This window comes from Streptomyces sp. NPDC059142 (assembly GCF_042755665.1).
Taxonomy (GTDB): Bacteria; Actinomycetota; Actinomycetes; order Streptomycetales; family Streptomycetaceae; genus Streptomyces.
Map to the genome: position 1 here is coordinate 66,745 of NZ_JBHZDA010000022.1, position 19,277 is coordinate 86,021.

Here is a 19,277-nt window from a genome sequence, read left to right on the forward strand (position 1 = left end):
CGCGACCGGCCCTCGCTGGCCTCCCGGGGCCCCCCCACACCACACCAGGCACCTTCCGGGCGTGGGTGCCCTCGGGCACCACGGCCGTACTGTTGAGCAGGCACCGCGGGGCCAGGGCCCCGGCGTATCGATTCTCTGACAGTCAGGTGGAAGGCACAGGCATGGTGGAGATCAAGACCCCCGAGCAGATCGCGAAGATGCGCGAGGCGGGGCTGGTCGTCGCCGCCGTGCACGCGGCCACCGGCGAGGCGGCGGTGCCCGGCGCGACCACCCGGGATCTCGACCAGGTCGCCCGCAAGGTGCTCGCCGAGCACGGCGCGAAGCCGAACTTCCTCGGGTACGGCGGGTTCCCCGCGACGATCTGCACCTCGGTCAACGAGGTGGTCGTCCATGGCATCCCCGACGACAGGACCGTCCTCAAGGACGGCGACATCATCTCCGTCGACGCGGGCGCGATCATCGACGGCTGGCACGGCGACGCGGCCTTCACGGCCTTCGTCGGCACCGGACACGCTCCGGAGCTGGTCGAGCTGTCCCGGGTGACCGAGGAGTCGATGTGGGCGGGTATCGCGGCCATGCGCGCCGGCAACCGGCTGATCGACGTCTCCCGCGCGATCGAGACGTACATCAGGCGCCAGCCGCGCCCCGGCGGCGGCAAGTACGGGATCATCGAGGAGTACGGCGGCCACGGCATCGGCACCGAGATGCACATGGACCCCCACCTGCTGAACTACGTCACGCGCAAGCGCGGCAAGGGCCCCAAGCTGATCCCCGGCTTCTGCCTGGCGATCGAGCCGATGGTCTCCCTGGGCACGCCCAGGACCGAGGTGCTGGAGGACGACTGGACGGTCATCACGACCGACGGGACCTGGTCCTCGCACTGGGAGCACTCGGTGGCGCTGACGGAGGAGGGCCCCCTCGTCCTGACCGCCCCCGACGGCGGGAAGGCGAAGCTGGCGGAGCTGGGCGTGACGGCCGCGCCGGATCCCCTCGCCTGAGGCACTTGCTTAAAGATCTTCCACGGTGGGCAAACTGAACGGATTCGTCTTTTCGAGTGGGCTCCCGTAGACTGACGCGTCGGCTCTGGTGTACCCGTGTGTCTTCATGCGACTGCCAGAATCGATCAAGGTAGCCGATTCGAAGGGCGAAGCGTGGCCAAGAAGCAAGGTGCCATCGAAATTGAGGGCACCGTGATCGAGTCCCTCCCGAACGCCATGTTCAAGGTGGAGCTGCAGAACGGTCACAAGGTCCTCGCGCACATCAGCGGCAAGATGCGGATGCACTACATCCGGATCCTTCCCGATGACCGGGTCGTGGTGGAGCTGTCTCCGTACGACCTGACGCGTGGCCGGATCGTCTACCGATACAAGTAGATCTTGTGGACGTCCCTTCACCGGGGCGTACGCACTGACCCGGAGAACCTCAATCCCATGAAGGTCAAGCCGAGCGTCAAGAAGATCTGCGACAAGTGCAAGGTGATCCGCCGTCACGGTCGGGTCATGGTCATCTGCGACAACCTGCGCCACAAGCAGCGCCAGGGCTGACGCAAGACCCCCCGCACCTCGCAGTACTTCGCGCGACGCGAGCAAACGTAATGACGCAGTGTCCGGCTCCCACACGGTGGGACCGACACCTCCGGCGGAGGCCGGGGACCCGGACCGTACGGACTCCGTACGGCAGCCGGGGCAGACACTGCGGTAGACCTCCGACACATCAGGAGCCATGAATGGCACGCCTCGCAGGCGTTGACCTCCCGCGCGACAAGCGCGTCGAGGTCGCCCTCACCTACGTCTTCGGTATCGGGCGCACCCGGTCCAAGGAGACCCTCGCCGCCGTCGGCGTCGACGCGAACATCCGCGTCCGTGACCTTGCCGAGGAAGACCTCGTCAAGATCCGCGAGTACGTCGACGCCAACCTCAAGACCGAGGGTGACCTCCGTCGCGAGATCGCCGCCGACATCCGCCGCAAGGTCGAGATCGGCTGCTACCAGGGTCTGCGTCACCGCCGCGGCCTGCCGGTGCACGGTCAGCGCACCAGCACGAACGCCCGTACCCGCAAGGGTCCGCGTCGCGCGATCGCCGGCAAGAAGAAGCCGGGCAAGAAGTAGTCCTCAGCCGGACGCTCACCAGCGGTCTTCGCTGTAGGACCGACCACCTCCCTGTAGGAGAAACAGATGCCCCCCAAGGGTCGTCAGGGCGCTGCCAAGAAGGTGCGCCGCAAGGAAAAGAAGAACGTCGCTCACGGGCACGCCCACATCAAGAGCACGTTCAACAACACGATCGTCTCGATCACGGACCCCTCGGGCAACGTGATCTCCTGGGCCTCCGCCGGCCACGTCGGCTTCAAGGGCTCGCGCAAGTCCACCCCCTTCGCCGCGCAGATGGCCGCCGAGTCGGCCGCCCGCCGCGCGCAGGAGCACGGCATGCGCAAGGTCGACGTCTTCGTCAAGGGTCCCGGCTCCGGCCGTGAGACCGCGATCCGCTCGCTCCAGGCCACCGGCCTGGAGGTGGGCTCGATCCAGGACGTCACCCCCACCCCGCACAACGGCTGCCGTCCCCCCAAGCGCCGCCGCGTCTGAGGCTCGGCCGTCTTGAGGTTGCGGGCGGTACGGCGCTTTCGCGTCGTGCCGCCCGTACCCTTGTCAGTATTGATGGACGTCAAATAGCGGGCGTCCCCAACTGAAGGAATCACCCATGCTTATCGCTCAGCGTCCGTCGCTGACCGAAGAGGTCGTCGACGAATACCGCTCCCGGTTCGTGATCGAGCCGCTGGAGCCGGGCTTCGGCTACACCCTCGGCAACTCGCTCCGCCGTACGCTCCTCTCCTCGATCCCCGGTGCCGCTGTCACCAGCATCCGGATCGACGGGGTCCTGCACGAGTTCACCACCGTGCCGGGCGTCAAGGAGGACGTGACCGACCTCATCCTCAACATCAAGCAGCTCGTCGTCTCCTCGGAGCACGACGAGCCGGTCGTGATGTACCTGCGCAAGCAGGGCCCCGGCCTGGTCACGGCCGCCGACATCGCGCCGCCGGCCGGTGTCGAGGTGCACAACCCGGACCTCGTCCTCGCCACGCTCAACGGCAAGGGCAAGCTGGAGATGGAGCTGACCGTCGAGCGCGGTCGCGGCTATGTCTCCGCCGTCCAGAACAAGCAGGTCGGCCAGGAGATCGGCCGGATCCCGGTCGACTCGATCTACTCGCCGGTGCTCAAGGTCACGTACAAGGTCGAGGCGACCCGTGTCGAGCAGCGCACCGACTTCGACAAGCTGATCGTCGACGTCGAGACCAAGCAGGCCATGCGGCCCCGCGACGCCATGGCGTCCGCCGGTAAGACGCTGGTCGAGCTGTTCGGTCTCGCGCGCGAGCTGAACATCGACGCCGAGGGCATCGACATGGGCCCGTCGCCCACGGACGCCGCGCTCGCCGCCGATCTCGCCCTGCCGATCGAGGAGCTGGAGCTCACCGTTCGGTCGTACAACTGCCTCAAGCGCGAGGGCATCCACTCGGTGGGCGAGCTGGTGGCCCGCTCCGAGGCGGACCTGCTCGACATCCGCAACTTCGGCGCCAAGTCGATCGACGAGGTCAAGGCGAAGCTGGCCGGTATGGGCCTCGCGCTCAAGGACAGCCCGCCCGGATTCGACCCGACCGCCGCCGCGGACGCCTTCGGCGCCGAGGACGACGCGGACGCCGGGTTCGTGGAGACCGAGCAGTACTGATCCGTCACGCTCGGTGCCGACCGGATCCGGACGGCACCGGGCTGATTTCGCTTCCGCGGGGCGACCGCCTCGCGGGAACTGACACCGGTACCTGATACGGCCGGTGCAGACCCAAGGAGAAACACCATGCCGCAGCCCACCAAGGGTGCCCGTCTGGGCGGCAGCGCCGCGCACGAGAAGCTGCTCCTCGCGAACCTCGCGAAGTCGCTCTTCGAGCACGGCCGCATCACCACGACCGAGGCCAAGGCCCGCCGCCTGCGTCCGGTCGCGGAGCGCTTCATCACCAAGGCGAAGAAGGGCGACATCCACAACCGTCGCCTGGTGCTCCAGTCGATCACGGACAAGAGCGTCGTCCACACGCTCTTCACCGAGATCGCGCCGCGGTACGAGAACCGCCCCGGTGGTTACACGCGTATCACCAAGATCGGCAACCGTCGTGGCGACAACGCCCCGATGGCGGTCATCGAGCTGGTCGAGGCCCTGACCGTGGCGCAGGAGGCCACCGGTGAGGCCGAGGCCGCGACCAAGCGCGCGGTGAAGGAAGACGCCCTCAAGAAGGACGAGGCTCCGGCCGAGACCGTCGAGGACGCCAAGCCCGCCGAGGCCAAGGACGAGGCCGAGTCCAAGGACGCCTGAGTCCGCGGTCGGCTGTACGGACGGGTCCGCTCCCTCATGGGGGCGGGCCCGTTCCGTTGTTCCGTTGGAAGACGATCGGACAGGTGTGCAGGTGAGCGAGAACCCCGCGGGCCCCGGGAGGGCCGAGGGCCCCGACGGCGCCGAGAACCCCGAGGGCCCGGCGGCCGGGCACGTACGGATACGGCTGGACCTCAGTTACGACGGCAAGGACTTCTCCGGCTGGGCCAGACAGCGCACCCGGCGCACGGTCCAGGGCGAGATCGAGGACGCGCTCCGCACCGTGACGCGCTCCTCCCGTACGTACGACCTGACCGTGGCCGGACGGACCGACGCGGGCGTGCACGCGCGCGGCCAGGTCGCCCATGTGGATCTCCCGCTGGACGTCTGGGCCGAGCACGGCGAGCGGCTGCTGCGGCGCCTCGCCGGGCGGCTGCCGCACGACGTACGGGTCTGGAAGGCCGAGGAGGCGCCGCCCGGCTTCAACGCGCGCTTCTCGGCGATCTGGCGGCGGTACGCCTACCGCGTCACCGACCACCCCGGAGGCGTCGACCCGCTGCTGCGCGGCCATGTCCTCTGGCACGACTGGCCGCTCGACGTGGCGGCGATGAACGCCGCCTCGGCCGGGCTCCTCGGCGAGCACGACTTCGCGGCGTACTGCAAGCGGCGCGAGGGCGCCACGACGATCCGGACGCTCCAGCGGCTGGAGTGGGAGCGGGACGCGAGCGGGGTCGTCACCGCGACCGTGCGCGCCGACGCCTTCTGCCACAACATGGTGCGCTCGCTGGTGGGCGCCCTGCTCTTCGTGGGCGACGGCCACCGGCCGGTGGAGTGGCCGGCGAAGGTCCTGGCCGCGGGCGTGAGGGACTCGGCGGTGCATGTCGTACGGCCGCACGGGCTGACGCTGGAGGAGGTCGGCTACCCCGCCGACGAGCTGCTGGGCGCGCGCAACCGCCAGGCACGCAACAAGCGCACGCTGGGCGGCTGCGCGGGCTGCTAGGGCGTGTCCGCAACGTCCCGCCCGGCCCGCGGCCCGGCTTTCTCAGCGGCCCTGGGGCTGGTTCGCGCCGCGTAGCCGGCGGCTCACCCGGTGCAGCAGTACGCGGGGCCGCGGACCGGCCGGGCGCGGTGCGGTGACGCGGAAGGACAGCTCCCCGCCGGGCGTGGTCCAGTACGGGGCGATCCGGTCCGCCGCCGGCGGCTCCCCGGGCACGTCGGGGCCCCGGTGCGCGCCGAGCCGGGCGGTCTTCGTCCAGCCGAGCGCGGTCAGCCGTACGGAGGCGTCCCACACACCGGCGCGCAGACCGGCCGCCGTGAGCGACGCCGTCCCCGTGATGCTCAGCCCGCTGCCCCCGGTGAAGGCGACGGTGCACTCCGTGGCCACCCGGTGCTCCTTGCCGCTCTCGCGGGCGCGCAGCACCAGCACGGCGGACGCCCGGTCGGGGTGCGCGCCCGAGGTGAGCGGTTCGCGGGCGAAGAGGTCCGGCAGCGGCCCGTCGAGCCCCACCGGGGCGAGGAAGCGGCGCGCCTCCCCGTCCGGCGGCGACACGTCCAGCGGGCCCTCCGCCGTCCGTAGCCGCGCGGTGAAGGTGACCAGGAGCGTCGCGTCGTCCGGGCGGCCCACCCGGTCCAGCCGTGCCTGGCAGGCGATCGAGGTCTCCCAGCGCGCGAGCGCCGTGAGCGCGTCGGGGCGGCCGTCGGTGATCAGTGCGAGCGCGACCCGGCGTACGGCGGGCAGCGCCGCGCCCGCGGTGGGGGAGAGGCCGTCGTCGACGACCTCGCGGACCGCGTCGAACAGGACGCGGCGGGCGGAGTCGTCGAGGTCGAGCAGTTCCGTCCCGCTCAGCCGGTCCAGCAGCTCCAGTCGCAGCCAGCGCCGGTGCAGCCGGTCGCGCGCGGCGCCCGGCCCGGTCAGCGTGTCGATCCGGGCCATCAGCGTCCGCAGCGCCGGGTAGAACGCGCCGGGCACCGCCCCGGGCCCCTCGGGCGCCGGGCCGTACCGGAAGCAGACCGGCCCGCCGAGCACGGCCGTACGGCCCGCCAGGACGGTCGCCTCGGCGGTGAACGCCTGCTCGGCCAGGGTCTCCCGGCCCCCGACGCCCGTCTCCGGCACCGTGGTGAAGCGCAGACCGTGCCGGGCGAGGAACGCCCGGTCGAAGAGCTTGTCCGCGCCGAGGCTGTCGGCCAGCGGGTCCTTGGCGAGAGTGGCCCGTGGCCGGTCCCGGGTGAACAGCGCGTGCGGGACGGGTCGGCCCCGGCCCGCGGGCTTCCCGGCGACGATGTCCGCGTCGTGCTCGACGCCGTACGCGTACAGCCGCTCCAGCGCGTCGGCGTCCACCTCCGTGCCGGGCTCCAGGAAGAGGACGTACGCCCCGGTCGCGTCGGCGAGCCCGGTGTCGCGGTCCTCGGTCACGATCACTTCGAACGCGGCGGGCGGCAGGGTCTGCGCGGCCAGCGAGTCGAGGGTGCGGCGCAGGGCGTCCGCGGCGGCGCCCGTGGTGCGTACGACGTCCGCGGCGGTGCCCGCCGTCCGTCCGGGGCGCGCCGTGCGGACGACGACGCTGACCTTGACGCCGGCCGGGGGCTGGTCGGTACGGCGTACGGTCAGCGGCCGGCCTCCGGCGTCGAGCACGGTCGCGTACCGGTCGAACCCGGCGCCGCTGAGCCGTACCCGTACCTCCCACGCGCCGTCGTCCAGCGGGCTGCCGCCCGCCGCGCGCAGCGGGTCCACGGTGAGGGTGCCTCGGACGACGGGGCGGACCAGGACCGTGCCGTCGTCCCCGGGCGCCCCCTCGTGCTCCTCCAGGACGAGGGAGGTCGCGCGCTCCACCGGCCACACGTGCGCGGTCTCCGTGTGGCGCAGCAGGACGTCCGCCTTGAACGTGCCGAGCGCGTCGGTCACCTCGACGGGCTCCGCCAGCACGCCGTCGGTCAGCGACGGGGCGAGGAAGTACCGTTCGCCGCGCCGCGCCAGCAACAGCCCGGGGTCTCCCGGGTGTTCCTCGAAGCGGGCGGTGAAGGACGCCTTGAGCCGGTCGCGGTTCCAGGCCGTGGGGTCGGCCGTGCAGAGGGCCCGCAGCTCCCGCTGGCGGCGGGTGAACTCGGTGAGTTCGGCGGGCCTGTCGGCGCGCAGCAGCGTCGAGCGGACCTGGTGGAGGACCGGCAGTCCGTCGTGCACGCCGTCGGTCATGAACTCCTCGGCCAGCTCCCGGACGGCGTCGAACGGGTCGTCCCGGAACGGCGGGTCGGTCGGCGGGCCCTCGGGCTCCACGCCGAGCCGGTGCAGCAGCTCGACCCGGTAGAAGCGGCGCAGCAGCCGGTCGCGCGCGGGCCCCGGTTCCGTACCGGCGACGACGGTGGCCAGGATCTGCCGCAGATTGCCGTAGAAGTACCGCGGGTCGATGGCCGTCGTACCGGCGTTGGAGGCGTCGTCGCGCGCCCAGTACGTGTAGCAGACGTAGTCGCCGAGGACGGAGACGACCGACGCCTTGAGGTAGGCGCGGGCCATGAAGAGCTGGTCCTCCAGGATCCACGGCCCCTCGGGGTGCACGATGCCGTGCTCGCGCAGGAACGCGGTGCGGAACATCTTGTGCGGGGTGAGGCTGTCGATCAGCGGCGCGTTCCACACCGTGCAGGACTCGCGCGTACGGCTCATCAGGGCGTACGGGACGCCCCTGGCGCGGAAGTTGCTCGCGACCTTGCCGATGAGGATGTCGGAGCCGTTGCGCTCGGCCATCGCGTACAGCCGTTCCAGCGCCTCGGGCGACAGCCGGTCGTCGTGGTCGGCGAACTGCACGTACGCGCCGTTCGCCTGCTCCACGCCGACGTTGCGGGGGCGTCCCGGCCAGCCGGAGTTGGGGATGGAGACCGTACGGAAGTGGGGGTGCTCGGCGGCGAGTTCGGCGAGGCGCGCCGGGGTCCCGTCGGTCGAACCGTCGTCGACGAACAGGACCTCGAACGCGTCGCGCGGCATGGTCTGCCGCAGCAGCGAGTCGACGAGCGGCTCGATGTGGGGTCCCGAGTTGTACGTCGGTACCACCACGGTGACTCTGACGGCCGTCATCGGCTCTCCCCCGTGATCATTCTGTGCAGTCTCTGTGAAACATACCCAGATGAACGCGGGAGGGGCTACGGGGTTACGGGCTCCGTGGCCGCCGCCGACGCCTGCGCCTGACCCCGGCCGAGGATCTGGCGGAAGGTGAACTCCGCGAGGTCGGCGCAGCTCGCGTAGACGTTCTTGTCGCTCTCGGCGACGTTCTTGCCGCTGGTGAAGCCGCCGACGGTGAAGTACACGTACCGGCCGTAGGAGTTGGTGGTCTTGAGGCAGATCGAGGGCGCCCGGCAGAAGGTGTCGACGCCGCCGCCGGAGAGCGAGGCGATACCGCCCTGCGCCTGGTCCTTGGCCTTCAGCGCCTGCGCCTCCCGCTCGAAGACGGCGACGCCGACCGTGACGGCCACCCCGTCCTTCTGGTACGTGGCACGGATGACCTGGTCGCAACTGTTCGACGCGAGGACGGAGCCCAGCGCGCCCTGGGTGGCGGCGGCGCAGTTGGTGGTGGAGGTCGTGGCGCCCTTGAGGTAGACGCGGTCGCCCATCGTCATCTTCTTGCCGGGGAAGAGGGTGTCCTCGCCGAGTGGCGCCTTGTCCTTGTCGGCGCTGGATATGAAGTCCTTCGGATCCGGCGGCGGCAGCGGCTCCGCCGACGGGAAGGAGGGGGCGGGCTCGCCGTCCTGGGTCGGCAGATCGGTGGAGGAGGTGGGGAGTTGGCCCGCCGTGTTCTCCGGGCCGTCGCCCCCGCCGCCGGTGCCGTTCATCGAGACGACCGCCGTCGCGACGATCGCGGCGACGGCGCCCGTGGCGAGCACACCGCCGCCGACCAGCAGCCAGCGCTTGCGGCGGCTGCGGGCGGCGGACGCGTCGGCCAGCGCCGCCCAGTCGGGTGTCTGTGTGCCGTACGCGTCCGATGCCGGCGGGTCGTACGGGTCCTGGGATCCGTAACCGCCCTGCGACTGCCGTGCCCCGTACGGATCGTGGTCCGGTGAACCGGGGCCGCCCCACGAAGGGCCCTGCCCCCCCTGCCCATGCCCAAAGCTCATGCCGCGCAGTTTAAGCCCCGCCGGGCCTCGCGCGCGCGTGCGTCCTGCCCCGCGCATCCGGCCGGGAAACGGGCCCGGTGGGACGGGTGGGGCGGGTGAGGTGGAAGGGGAGCACGGAAACCGGTTTGGGTCCTGGCCCCGCCTGCGTCGACAATGCGGAGCATGGGACATGTAGAGGCCGCGCACCTGGAGTACTACCTCCCCGACGGGCGGGTGCTGCTCGCCGACGCCTCGTTCCGCGTCGCGGAGGGCACCGTCGTCGCCCTCGTGGGGGCGAACGGCGCGGGCAAGACGACCCTGCTGCGGATGATCGCGGGGGAGCTCCAGCCGCACGCGGGGACGGTGACCGTGAGCGGCGGGCTCGGGGTGATGTCCCAGTTCGTCGGCTCGCAGCGGGACGACGGCTCGGGGAGCGACGAGCGTACGGTGCGCGACCTGCTGGTCTCGGTCGCGCAGCCGCGGATCCGGGAGGCCGCCGAGGCCGTGGACCTGGCCGAGCACGCGATCATGACGGTCGACGACGAGGCCGCGCAGATGGCGTACGCGCAGGCGCTCAGCGACTGGGCGGAGGCGCGCGGCTACGAGGCCGAGACCCTCTGGGACATCTGTACGACGGCGGCGCTCGGCATCCCGTACGACAAGGCCCAGTTCCGCGCCCTGCGCACGCTCAGCGGCGGCGAGCAGAAGCGGCTGGTGCTGGAGGCGCTGCTGCGCGGCCCCGACGAGGTGCTGCTGCTGGACGAGCCGGACAACTATCTGGACGTGCCGGGCAAGCGCTGGCTGGAGGAGAAGCTGAAGGAGACCCGTAAGACGGTCCTCTTCATCTCCCACGACCGGGAGCTGCTGGCCACGGCGGCCGAGAAGATCGTCAGCGTGGAGCCGGGCCCCGCCGGCTCCGACGTGTGGGTGCACGGCGCCGGATTCGGTACGTACCACGAGGCGCGGCGGGAGCGGTTCGCGCGGTTCGAGGAGCTGAAGCGGCGCTGGGAGGAGAAGCACGCGCAGCTCAAGCGGCTGGTGATCAATCTGCGGCAGGCGGCCTCGGTCAGCCACGAGATGGCGTCCCGGTACGCGGCGGCCCAGACCCGGCTGCGGAAGTACGAGGAGGCGGGGCCTCCGCCCGAGCCGCCGCGCGAGCAGGAGATCACGATGCGGCTGCGCGGCGGCCGTACCGGCGTACGGGCGGTGACCTGCAAGGATCTGGAGCTGACCGGCCTGATGAAGCCGTTCTCGCTGGAGATCTTCTACGGCGAGCGGGTGGCCGTCCTCGGCTCGAACGGCTCCGGCAAGTCGCACTTCCTGCGGCTGCTGGCCGGCGAGGACGTCCGGCACGGCGGGGAGTGGAAGCTCGGCGCGCGGGTCGTGCCGGGGCACTTTGCGCAGACGCACGCCCACCCGGAGCTGCGGGGACGCACGCTGGTCGACATCCTCTGGACGGAGCACGCGAAGGACCGGGGCGGCGCGATGAGCGTGCTGCGCCGGTACGAGCTGGAGCGCCAGGGCGACCAGCCCTTCGACAAGCTCTCCGGCGGCCAGCAGGCGCGCTTCCAGATCCTGCTGCTGGAGCTGGCGGGAACGACGGCGCTGCTGCTGGACGAGCCGACGGACAACCTGGACCTGGAGTCGGCGGAGGCGCTCCAGGAGGGTCTGGAGGCGTACGAGGGGACGGTGCTCGCGGTGACGCACGACCGCTGGTTCGCTCGTTCGTTCGACCGCTATCTGGTCTTCGGCTCGGACGGGGTCGTACGGGAGACGCCGGAGCCGGTGTGGGACGAGCGCAGGGTGGTGCGGGCGCGGTGACGGCGGGGCCGCCCCGGTGCGTGCCGGGGGCGTGGACCCCGTTTTGACCCGTACGGGGCGGCGGCGGTATTCTGCTGGTTCGTTATGCGTATTGGCTTGGTCGTTCTCACGCGAGGGGCCCTTACGCCGGTTCACCGGGCCGATGGACAGCGGTAGGTGCACGGGTTGCGTCCCCGTCGCATCACCAGGGCTGTCGTGATCGTCCGGGTGGCCTTGTCAGGACCCGTCCCACATCCCTCGCGGGCTGCGGGAACCTCATCACTGAAGAAGCGAAGGCATACGACCGTGCGTACGTACAGCCCCAAGCCCGGCGATGTGACGCGCCAGTGGCACATCATCGACGCGCAGGACATCGTCCTGGGCCGTCTGGCGACCACCGCCGCCAACCTTCTGCGCGGCAAGCACAAGCCGATCTACGCGCCGCACGTTGACACCGGTGACTTCGTCATCATCATCAACGCGGACAAGGTGCACCTGTCCGGCAACAAGAAGACCCAGAAGATGGCGTACCGCCACTCGGGTTACCCGGGTGGTCTGCGTTCCGTCCGCTACGACGAGCTGATGGCGAAGAACCCCGAGAAGGCCGTCGAGAAGGCCATCAAGGGCATGATCCCCAAGAACTCCCTGGGCCGTCAGATGATCTCGAAGCTGAAGGTCTACTCGGGCGACCAGCACCCGCACGCTGCCCAGCAGCCGGTGCCGTTCGAGATCACCCAGGTCGCGCAGTAGTTCCGGCCACCCCCTAAGACGAAAAGAAATCTGAGGAGCATCGTGGCCGAGACCACTGCAGAGACCCCCGTCGAAGGCGCCGAGGTCGAAGAGACCTTCGACGCCGTGACGACCTTCGAGTCGGAGGTCCCCGTCGAGGGTGAGTACACCTCCGAGTCGCTCGCGGGCCGCTTCGGCGACCCGCAGCCGGCGGCCGGCCTGGGCCGTCGCAAGAACGCCATCGCCCGCGTCCGGATCGTCCCGGGCACCGGCAAGTGGAAGATCAACGGTCGCACCCTTGAGGAGTACTTCCCCAACAAGGTGCACCAGCAGGCGGTCAACGAGCCCTTCAAGGTGCTCGAACTGGACAACCGCTACGACGTCATCGCCCGGATCTCCGGTGGCGGCGTCTCCGGCCAGGCCGGCGCCCTGCGCCTCGGTGTGGCCCGCTCGCTGAACGAGGCGGACGTGGACAACAACCGCGCCACGCTGAAGAAGGCCGGCTTCCTGAGCCGCGACGACCGTGCGGTCGAGCGCAAGAAGGCCGGTCTCAAGAAGGCCCGCAAGGCGCCGCAGTACAGCAAGCGCTAAACGCGACCCGGCCACGCGGGCTGTTTTCACAGCCTTTCGGCCTACCGTTCGCCCCGGCGGCACTCCGTGCCGCCGGGGCGTTCGTTTATCGCGAGCCTCGGGCGTATAACAGCATTCAGGGTGCACAGGCGTGCATCCGGTGCTCAATGGGCTTACCTGTATGTGCAGGGCTTCGCATTTTCGGAACAATTTCGGAGCGCTTTCGTTTTCGGCGCACTTTCGTCAGGGGCGGCACCGGCGCCGCTCCGGCGTTTCTCGGAGGGAGAGCTGTGGGACGACTCTTCGGCACGGATGGCGTGCGCGGTGTCGCCAACGCCGATCTGACGGCCGAGCTGGCGCTCGGTCTGTCGGTCGCGGCGGCGCACGTGCTCGGCGAGGTGGGGACCTTCGAGGGGCACCGGCCCACGGCCGTGGTCGGCCGTGATCCCCGCGCCTCGGGCGAGTTCCTGGAGGCCGCCGTGGTGGCGGGTCTCGCGAGCGCGGGCGTGGACGTCCTGCGCGTCGGTGTGCTGCCCACCCCCGCGGTGGCGTATCTCACCGGTGTGCTGGGCGCCGACCTCGGCGTGATGCTCTCCGCGAGTCACAACGCCATGCCCGACAACGGCATCAAGTTCTTCGCCCGGGGCGGGCACAAGCTCGCCGACGAGCTGGAGGACCGTATCGAGACGGTGTACGAGCAGCACAGCACCGGCGAGCCGTGGGCGCGGCCGACCGGCGCCGGTGTCGGTCGGGTCCGCTCGTACGACGAAGGTTTCGATCAGTACGTGGCACATCTGATCGGGGTGCTGCCCAACCGGCTCGACGGCCTCAAGGTCGTCCTGGACGAGGCGCACGGCGCGGCGGCCCGGGTCTCGCCCGAGGCGTTCGCCCGCGCGGGCGCCGAGGTCGTCACCATCGGCGCCGAGCCGGACGGCCTGAACATCAACGACGGCTGCGGCTCCACCCACCTCGGCCTGCTGAAGGCGGCGGTCGTCGAGCACGGCGCGGACTTCGGCATCGCCCACGACGGCGACGCGGACCGCTGCCTCGCCGTGGACGGCACCGGCCAGGAGGTCGACGGCGACCAGATCCTCGCCGTACTGGCCCTCGCGATGCGCGAGGCGGGCACCCTGCGGGGCGACGCCGTGGTCGGCACGGTCATGTCGAACCTCGGCTTCAAGATGGCCATGGAGCGCGAGGGCATCCGGCTCGTCGAGACGGCGGTCGGCGACCGCTACGTCCTGGAGTCGATGAAGGAGCACGGCTACGCCCTCGGCGGCGAGCAGTCGGGCCATGTCATCGTCCTCGACCACGCCACCACCGGCGACGGCACCCTGACCGGCCTGATGCTGGCGGCCCGCGTCGCCGCGACCGGCCGCACGCTGGCCGATCTGGCGGGCGTCATGAGCCGGCTGCCGCAGGTGCTGATCAATGTGCCCGACGTCGACAAGGCCCGGGTGCGCACCTCCGCGGAACTGGCCTCGGCGGTCTCGGAGGCCGAACGCGACCTGGGCTCCACGGGCCGTGTGCTGCTCCGGCCCTCGGGCACGGAACCGCTGGTGCGCGTCATGGTCGAGGCCGCCGACATCGAACAGGCGCGCGCCGTCGCGGGACGCCTGGCGGACGCCGTCAAGTCGGCCCTGGGCTGACCGCGACCCCCGCACCGGGCACCGGCCTCAGAGCAGGCTGCGCAGCGTGAGGCCGATGCCCACGGTCAGGACGGCGAGTGCGGTCAGCACCGCGCCGTACGGGGTGTAGCGGCGCAGCGCGGGAAGGCGGCGCTCGCCCAGGGCGGCGAGCCGGCCGCCCCCGCCCGCGAGCAGCAGACCGGCGGCGGTCAGGGTGAGCGCCATGCCGAGGCCGTAGCCGACGACGAGCAGCACCCCGAAGGACGTACGGCTCAGGGCCACGGCACCGAGCAGCACGACCAGGGCGGACGGGCTGGGCACCAGCCCGCCCGCGAGCCCCACGCCGAGAAGGGCGGGAAGCCCGCCGCGACGGCGCCCGGCGTGGTCGTCGGCACCGGCACCGGCACTGGTCCCGTGGCTGTGGCTGTGGCTGTGGTGATGCCCGTGTCCGTGCCCGTGTCCGTGGCTGTGATGCCCGTGCCCGTGGTGCCGGTGCGGGGCGGGGCGTCCCGTCCGTAACGTACGTACCGCCGTCACCACCAGCACCGTGCCCAGCGCCGCGATCACCGCGCCGCTGACCGCTCCCAGCCATCCCAGCAGCCGTTCGCCCAGGAACCCGCCGCCCGCCGTGAGCGCCAGCCCCATGGCCAGCACCCCGGCCGTGTGGGTCACCGTCACCGTCGCGCCGACCGCCAGCGCCGCCCGTACACCGCCCTCCCTGCGGGCCAGACAGGCGGCGACCGCGAGTTTGGCGTGGCCGGGGAGTGCGGCGTGCCCGGCGCCCAGCAGCAGGGTCAGCAGCACGGCGAGGAGGCCGACCGGCAGGGTGAGATCCCGGCCCGAGGTCAGCGCGGTGAGCCGGTGCTCCAGCGCGGGGAAGAGGACCGCGTCCCCGGCCACGGCCCGCACGGCGGGCGCCGCGTCCGCCATGTCCTCCGTGGACGCCGCCGCCGGGCCGTCCGCCGGGCCCGGCTCCGTACGGAACGTCGCACCGGTCACGTCGAGCGGCGGCGCGCCCCCGCCCGACGGATACCGCCGCAGCACCTCGCTCGGGCTCTCCGCCGGTACGGACGACGTCGCCAGCCGCACCCCGTCCCCGGCGACGGCGGTGATCTCCTTCCAGCCGGTCCGCGCCACGTCCGCCCCCGAGGCGAACGTGACGTCGGCCGGCCGGGAGAGCGCGGCCCCGGCCCGCAGCACGCAGGTCAGCCGCGCGACCGGCAGCCCGGCCGCCCCCTTCCCGTACGTCAGGGCGGAGCTGCCGGTACGCCAGACGACGGGCTCGCCGCGCACCGAGGCCCTGGTACGGCGCGCCAGTTCCGCACACCGCCCGGCGGCCCGGTGGGCGGCCTCGGCGGGGGAGACCGTGCCGTTCCGGTCGGTGTCCGTGGCGTCCCGGTCCTGCGCGGTGGGGATCTCCGCGCTGTCGACGACGGCGGTGTCCTCGATCCCGTCGGGCGAGAGCCGCAGCCCGTCATGGTGGTTGACGCTGAAGTTGCCCAGCGGATGGGCGTGGGCCGCCGTCGGCAGGGCCGCCGGCACCAGCAGGACGAGGAACGCCAGCAGGGGCGCCGTACGGCGCGGGCCCCGCATCAGCCGTTCCGGTCGGCGCGGTGGGGAGCGGGCGGGGAGTAGTACGGGTTCAGGGCGGCGGCCTCGCGCAGATGGCGCGCCGCCTCCGGCCTCCCCAACTCCTGCTCGATCACGCCCCGGTGATAGCGGAACATGACGTTCCGCCATCCTGTCCCGGCCGCGCGGACCGCGTACGGAAGAGCCTCCGCGTCCCGCCCCGCACGGTGCAGCGCCCAGCCCAGCGCGTCGGCGACGATGACACTCCGGGTGTGGGCCCACTCCCTGCGCATCAGCTCCACCGCCACCCCGGGATCGCCGTGATCGGCCGCGTAGAGGGCGAGATGCGGATCGACGGGGCCGCCGTCGGCGCGCGCCAGCCGCACCTGCGCCGCGAGCGCCGCCCCCTCGCCGCCGCGACCCGTATCCCCGGACGCCCGGCGCAACTCCACCGCCTCCAGCAGGAACTGGGGCAGCGGCGTCCGCGCCACCAGCTCCGCGTACCGGGCGCGGGCCTCCTCCGTCCGTCCGCGCGCGGCGGCCACGCGGGCGATGCCCGCCTGCGCGTAGGGATGCGCGGGGGCGGCGTCCAGGGCGCGCCGGTAGTGGCGCTCCGCCGCGTCCGGATCGCCACCGGAGCCGAGCAGATCACCGAGACGGGCCTCCGCGAAGGCCCGTTCGTCCGGGGTCGCCGCGCTGTCGACGGCCCGCCGGAGCGCGATGGCCGCGTCCCCGGGCCTGCCGTGCGTCTCCAGGTCGTACGCGGCCCTGCTGTACGCGGCGCTCGCCGGGGCGATGTCGAGCAGCCGCTGCACGGCGGCGCGGGCCTGCGGGTAGTGGCCGAGCTGGATCTCCGCGTCGGCCAGGACGGCGTAGGCGTCGGGACGGTCGGGCGCCATCCGCGTACCGCGCACTCCGTGCTCGCGCGCGGCGGCGAACTCGTGCCGGGCGTTGGCGAGCATCCCCTGGCCGGTCACGGCGGCGTAGTTCGCGTCGCCGTCGAGGGCGAGAGAGCGGCGCAGCGCCCGGTCGGCGGTGTCGAGCGGGCCCGCGTCGAGGGTGGTGCGGGCCTGCTCGATCGCGGCGCGCGCGAGGCCCGACCAGGCGGCCGGGTCGCCGGGGAACGCCTCCGTGCGACGGCGGGCGGCGCCGACCGTGTCCCCGGCCCCGGCGCGGACGCCTGCTCCAGGGGCACGGCCCGCGTCATCCGTACCGGCGGTGGTGGCGGGGCCGGTGGCGGCGGCGGGTGCGGTGGCTTCCGGCCGGGCGGTGGCGGGGCCGAGGCAGAGCAGCCCCGCCACGCACCCGGCCACGGCCACCGCTCCGCCCACCGCGCCGACGAGGCGCCTCACGGGCCCGCGTGGGGGAGGTTGAGATACGGGAAGACGGCCTGCGCGTCGGCGGGCTCCAGCCGGACGACCGGATCCGGCACCAGCCCGGCGGGGGCGGGCTTCGCGGGCTCGCCCGCCAGCATCCGCAGCAGCGGCCCGTCGACGTGGTCGTTGAGGCGCCGCCCGTTCGGGAAGCCCTGGAGGTCCCCGTCGAGGACCCCGTACGTCTTCGGCGCGGCCGTGACCGGGGTGGTCAGGTTCAGCCGCAGCTCCTCGGCGAGCACGATGCGGGCCGGGTCGGCGTCGGCGTTCATCGTGTGGGCGTTGAGGTCGAGGCCGAAGACGGAACCGTTGGCCTTGTCCTGGGAGATGCCCTTCATGAGCAGGGCCTGGATGTCGAGGCGCGGGGTGGCCGGCGCGGTGTGGCCCTGGGCGCTCTCGAACCGGTGCGGCGGTACGGGGTCCAGGGTGGCCGCCATGAACGCGGCGTCCTGCCGGTCGTCCTTGGGCGCGCGGGTCTGGAACCGGTCCTCGGGGCCGCCGGGTTCGGACAGCCCGACGGTGGTGCCAAAGAGCGCGAGCGGCAGGTGCGGATTGCCCTGCCGGGCCACCTGCCGGAAGGTGGGGGCCTGCGTGGCGAGGCTCCGGTTCAGATCGGCGCCGGGACGGGAGACGGAGGCCCAGACGCCGACGACCGGGTTGCGCCGGGGGTCGCCCTTCAGCGCGATGTCCCGCTTGGGCACCTGGAGCACGATGCTGTTGACGTTGAGCACCGACAGCGGCTGGGCGTCGGGCAGCCAACCCGGAACGGGGCCGCGCGTGCCCAGTACGTACGGGCCGAGGACCTGGGTGTCGAACTTGAACGAGTCCGCCGCCTGGGTGGCCAGCGTCCGCCCGCCGCCGGGCAGTTCACGGGTCGCCTGGTTGCGCAGCCGGTCGTAGGCCGGCATCAGGAACATGCCGGTGTGGGTGGGCGCGGCGATCGCGTCACGCAGCAGGGTCTCCGTGGCGCCGCCCGCCGTGATCTTCTCCAGCGTGTACTTCTGGCGCACACCGAGCGACCGGTCGTCGAGCGAAGTCACCGGCAGCGGACCGACCTTGGGGCCCATGCGGAAGGGGCGCCGGTCGTCGTCGCGGAAGGTCCAGCGGTACGTGGCGTCGGGTGCCCCGTCGCCGTCCGCGTCCGTGTGGATCTCGTACCGCGCGCCGGTCGCGAACGGGAAGTCCACGAGCGCGTTGGCGGCGGTGCCCGGCGTCTGGAAGGGGCGGACGTTGGCGATGAGGGTGACCAGGTCCGCGTTCTCGGGGCTGGTGAAGGCGTAGACGTCGGTCAGGTCCGTGGCCGGGTCGAGCAGCGTCGACGGGGAGTCGATGTGCCCGCCCGCCGTTCCGGTGCCGGTGAACGGGCCGGAGAGGGCCCCGGCGGTGAGGGCGGCGACGGCGACGGTGAGGGCGGTGAGCCGCCGCCGTGCCGACCGGTTGCATCGTGGCGCTCCTGGTTCCCGGGCGTTTCGGGGCATGCGCGTCTCTCCAGTGCCGAGGGGGTGTGGCCCCCAGAGTGGAGTGTCCGGTGATCTTGGGGCGCCGGTACGGTCCGGGGCGCCCCCTTCGCGTGACGGTTTTCGTCCGTACGGCTCAGCGGTGCTTTGTCCTGGTTTATATCTATGCATGGATAGGCGGGCCCGACAGGGAGACGCGTGTTCGGACCTTCATCAGATCGCTTGGCGGACACGCCTGTTGGGCCAGGCAGGGCGCTCGCCCGTGGCCGTTCCGCATCGAACGAAGAGGAAACCTCTCATGCCTATGCACGGCCTTCGACGACTCACCGTCCTCGCCGCTGTCGCGGCCCTCTCCCTGCCGCTCGGCCTGACCTCGGCCGGGGCGGCCACCGCACAGCACCCGGCCACCGCCCACCGGGCGGCGCCCGTCGCCGCCCCGTTCCCGGGCGCGTACATCTCCCCGTGGGGCGACGCCCAGATCGCGCTGGGCGGCGACGCGCTGGCCTGGATGGAGCGCGAGGGCATCACGCTGGAGGCCATCACCCCGTTCGCGATGGACACGGACCGCAAGGGCTTCAGCATGCCGATCGGCTCGACGGCCGGTGACGGCCTCGACATCCGCGGGCGGATATTCTACCCGGGCGGCCTCAGCTTCCACCACGCGGCATCCGGCAAGACCATCACGCTGAAGCCCACGTACATCCGCGTGATGCCGACGCCCTCCTA

At 72.1% G+C, this 19,277-nt stretch carries 17 protein-coding genes and 1 pseudogene; 13 read left to right on the top strand and 5 right to left on the bottom strand.

All coding sequences use genetic code 11. The features are described from left to right. The first annotated feature begins 161 nt into the window (after positions 1 to 161). The 8 genes from map to truA all read left to right on the top strand — a co-directional run bounded on the left by map (position 162) and on the right by truA (position 5,349). A complete protein-coding gene (map, locus tag ACFXPK_RS11615; RefSeq protein WP_384996005.1) occupies positions 162 to 998 on the top strand; it encodes a type I methionyl aminopeptidase in 837 nt (278 codons plus the stop codon). A 153-nt stretch (positions 999 to 1,151) separates the two neighbouring features. Continuing rightward, positions 1,152 to 1,373: a translation initiation factor IF-1 gene (gene infA / locus ACFXPK_RS11620; RefSeq protein WP_003956442.1), complete on the top strand. Its 222-nt coding sequence runs from the start codon at positions 1,152 to 1,154 to the stop codon at positions 1,371 to 1,373. A gap of 57 nt (positions 1,374 to 1,430) precedes the next feature. Further along, positions 1,431 to 1,544, top strand: a complete 114-nt coding sequence (gene rpmJ, locus ACFXPK_RS11625) for a 50S ribosomal protein L36 (RefSeq protein ID WP_003956441.1) — start codon at positions 1,431 to 1,433, stop codon at positions 1,542 to 1,544. Positions 1,545 to 1,726: 182 nt separating this feature from the next. Beyond that, positions 1,727 to 2,107 carry a 30S ribosomal protein S13 gene (gene rpsM / locus ACFXPK_RS11630; RefSeq protein ID WP_384996008.1) on the top strand — a complete coding sequence of 127 codons (381 nt, stop codon included), beginning with the start codon at positions 1,727 to 1,729 and terminating at the stop codon, positions 2,105 to 2,107. A gap of 66 nt (positions 2,108 to 2,173) precedes the next feature. Continuing rightward, positions 2,174 to 2,578 (top strand): 30S ribosomal protein S11, encoded by a 405-nt coding sequence (rpsK, locus tag ACFXPK_RS11635; protein ID WP_003956432.1) that lies wholly within the window; start codon positions 2,174 to 2,176, stop codon positions 2,576 to 2,578. 115 nt (positions 2,579 to 2,693) lie between these two features. After that, positions 2,694 to 3,716 (top strand): DNA-directed RNA polymerase subunit alpha, encoded by a 1,023-nt coding sequence (locus tag ACFXPK_RS11640; protein WP_329828625.1) that lies wholly within the window; start codon positions 2,694 to 2,696, stop codon positions 3,714 to 3,716. A gap of 126 nt (positions 3,717 to 3,842) precedes the next feature. Further along, entirely contained in the window at positions 3,843 to 4,352 is a 510-nt protein-coding gene (gene rplQ / locus ACFXPK_RS11645) for a 50S ribosomal protein L17 (protein WP_384996011.1), read from the top strand. A 178-nt stretch (positions 4,353 to 4,530) separates the two neighbouring features. Next, positions 4,531 to 5,349: a tRNA pseudouridine(38-40) synthase TruA gene (truA, locus tag ACFXPK_RS11650; protein ID WP_384996025.1), complete on the top strand. Its 819-nt coding sequence runs from the start codon at positions 4,531 to 4,533 to the stop codon at positions 5,347 to 5,349. Positions 5,350 to 5,391: 42 nt separating this feature from the next. Here the strand turns inward: truA and ACFXPK_RS11655 are convergent, their stop codons facing one another. Together ACFXPK_RS11655 and ACFXPK_RS11660 are read right to left on the bottom strand one after the other, a co-directional pair. Further along, positions 5,392 to 8,412: a glycosyltransferase gene (locus ACFXPK_RS11655; RefSeq protein WP_385074178.1), complete on the bottom strand. Its 3,021-nt coding sequence runs from the start codon at positions 8,410 to 8,412 to the stop codon at positions 5,392 to 5,394. 65 nt (positions 8,413 to 8,477) lie between these two features. Continuing rightward, positions 8,478 to 9,446: a hypothetical protein gene (locus ACFXPK_RS11660; protein ID WP_384996017.1), complete on the bottom strand. Its 969-nt coding sequence runs from the start codon at positions 9,444 to 9,446 to the stop codon at positions 8,478 to 8,480. A 153-nt stretch (positions 9,447 to 9,599) separates the two neighbouring features. Here ACFXPK_RS11660 and ACFXPK_RS11665 point away from each other — a divergent pair, with 153 nt between their 5' ends. From ACFXPK_RS11665 to glmM, 4 genes are all read left to right on the top strand, one after another. Then, positions 9,600 to 11,246, top strand: coding sequence for an ABC-F family ATP-binding cassette domain-containing protein (locus tag ACFXPK_RS11665; protein WP_384996019.1), 1,647 nt, complete (start codon positions 9,600 to 9,602; stop codon positions 11,244 to 11,246). 285 nt (positions 11,247 to 11,531) lie between these two features. Next, complete coding sequence (rplM, locus tag ACFXPK_RS11670; protein ID WP_365636707.1) at positions 11,532 to 11,975, top strand: 50S ribosomal protein L13; 444 nt, start codon at positions 11,532 to 11,534, stop codon at positions 11,973 to 11,975. Between the two features lie 42 nt (positions 11,976 to 12,017). Further along, entirely contained in the window at positions 12,018 to 12,545 is a 528-nt protein-coding gene (rpsI, locus tag ACFXPK_RS11675; protein ID WP_329828631.1) for a 30S ribosomal protein S9, read from the top strand. Positions 12,546 to 12,814: 269 nt separating this feature from the next. Further along, a complete protein-coding gene (glmM, locus tag ACFXPK_RS11680; protein WP_384996021.1) occupies positions 12,815 to 14,173 on the top strand; it encodes a phosphoglucosamine mutase in 1,359 nt (452 codons plus the stop codon). A 27-nt stretch (positions 14,174 to 14,200) separates the two neighbouring features. Here glmM and ACFXPK_RS11685 read toward each other — a convergent pair whose 3' ends face one another. The 3 genes from ACFXPK_RS11685 to ACFXPK_RS11695 are packed head-to-tail and all read right to left on the bottom strand — an operon-like array spanning position 14,201 to position 18,572. Next, positions 14,201 to 15,745, bottom strand: a complete 1,545-nt coding sequence (locus ACFXPK_RS11685) for a nickel transporter (RefSeq protein ID WP_385074183.1) — start codon at positions 15,743 to 15,745, stop codon at positions 14,201 to 14,203. Beyond that, positions 15,745 to 17,073 carry a tetratricopeptide repeat protein gene (locus ACFXPK_RS11690; RefSeq protein ID WP_385074186.1) on the bottom strand — a complete coding sequence of 443 codons (1,329 nt, stop codon included), beginning with the start codon at positions 17,071 to 17,073 and terminating at the stop codon, positions 15,745 to 15,747. Before ACFXPK_RS11690 ends, ACFXPK_RS11685 begins: the two co-directional genes overlap by 1 nt. After that, positions 17,070 to 18,572, bottom strand: coding sequence for a DUF4331 domain-containing protein (locus ACFXPK_RS11695; protein ID WP_385074189.1), 1,503 nt, complete (start codon positions 18,570 to 18,572; stop codon positions 17,070 to 17,072). Before ACFXPK_RS11695 ends, ACFXPK_RS11690 begins: the two co-directional genes overlap by 4 nt. Before the next feature lie 277 nt (positions 18,573 to 18,849). Here ACFXPK_RS11695 and ACFXPK_RS11700 point away from each other — a divergent pair. Then, positions 18,850 to 19,277, top strand: a pseudogene (locus ACFXPK_RS11700) (hypothetical protein); the annotation flags it as partial.

What these genes read in the sequence shown, in the direction of transcription:
- rpsM (WP_384996008.1), top strand. Translation starts at nt 1,727, where the DNA reads ATGGCACGCCTCGCAGGCGTTGACCTCCCGCGCGACAAGCGCGTCGAG.
- ACFXPK_RS11660 (WP_384996017.1), bottom strand. Translation starts at nt 9,446, where the DNA reads ATGAGCTTTGGGCATGGGCAGGGGGGGCAGGGCCCTTCGTGGGGCGGC.
- rplQ (WP_384996011.1), top strand. Translation starts at nt 3,843, where the DNA reads ATGCCGCAGCCCACCAAGGGTGCCCGTCTGGGCGGCAGCGCCGCGCAC.
- ACFXPK_RS11665 (WP_384996019.1), top strand. Translation starts at nt 9,600, where the DNA reads ATGCGGAGCATGGGACATGTAGAGGCCGCGCACCTGGAGTACTACCTC.
- ACFXPK_RS11695 (WP_385074189.1), bottom strand. Translation starts at nt 18,572, where the DNA reads ATGCCCCGAAACGCCCGGGAACCAGGAGCGCCACGATGCAACCGGTCG.
- map (WP_384996005.1), top strand. Translation starts at nt 162, where the DNA reads ATGGTGGAGATCAAGACCCCCGAGCAGATCGCGAAGATGCGCGAGGCG.
- rpsK (WP_003956432.1), top strand. Translation starts at nt 2,174, where the DNA reads ATGCCCCCCAAGGGTCGTCAGGGCGCTGCCAAGAAGGTGCGCCGCAAG.
- ACFXPK_RS11640 (WP_329828625.1), top strand. Translation starts at nt 2,694, where the DNA reads ATGCTTATCGCTCAGCGTCCGTCGCTGACCGAAGAGGTCGTCGACGAA.
- rpmJ (WP_003956441.1), top strand. Translation starts at nt 1,431, where the DNA reads ATGAAGGTCAAGCCGAGCGTCAAGAAGATCTGCGACAAGTGCAAGGTG.
- ACFXPK_RS11655 (WP_385074178.1), bottom strand. Translation starts at nt 8,412, where the DNA reads ATGACGGCCGTCAGAGTCACCGTGGTGGTACCGACGTACAACTCGGGA.
- ACFXPK_RS11685 (WP_385074183.1), bottom strand. Translation starts at nt 15,745, where the DNA reads ATGCGGGGCCCGCGCCGTACGGCGCCCCTGCTGGCGTTCCTCGTCCTG.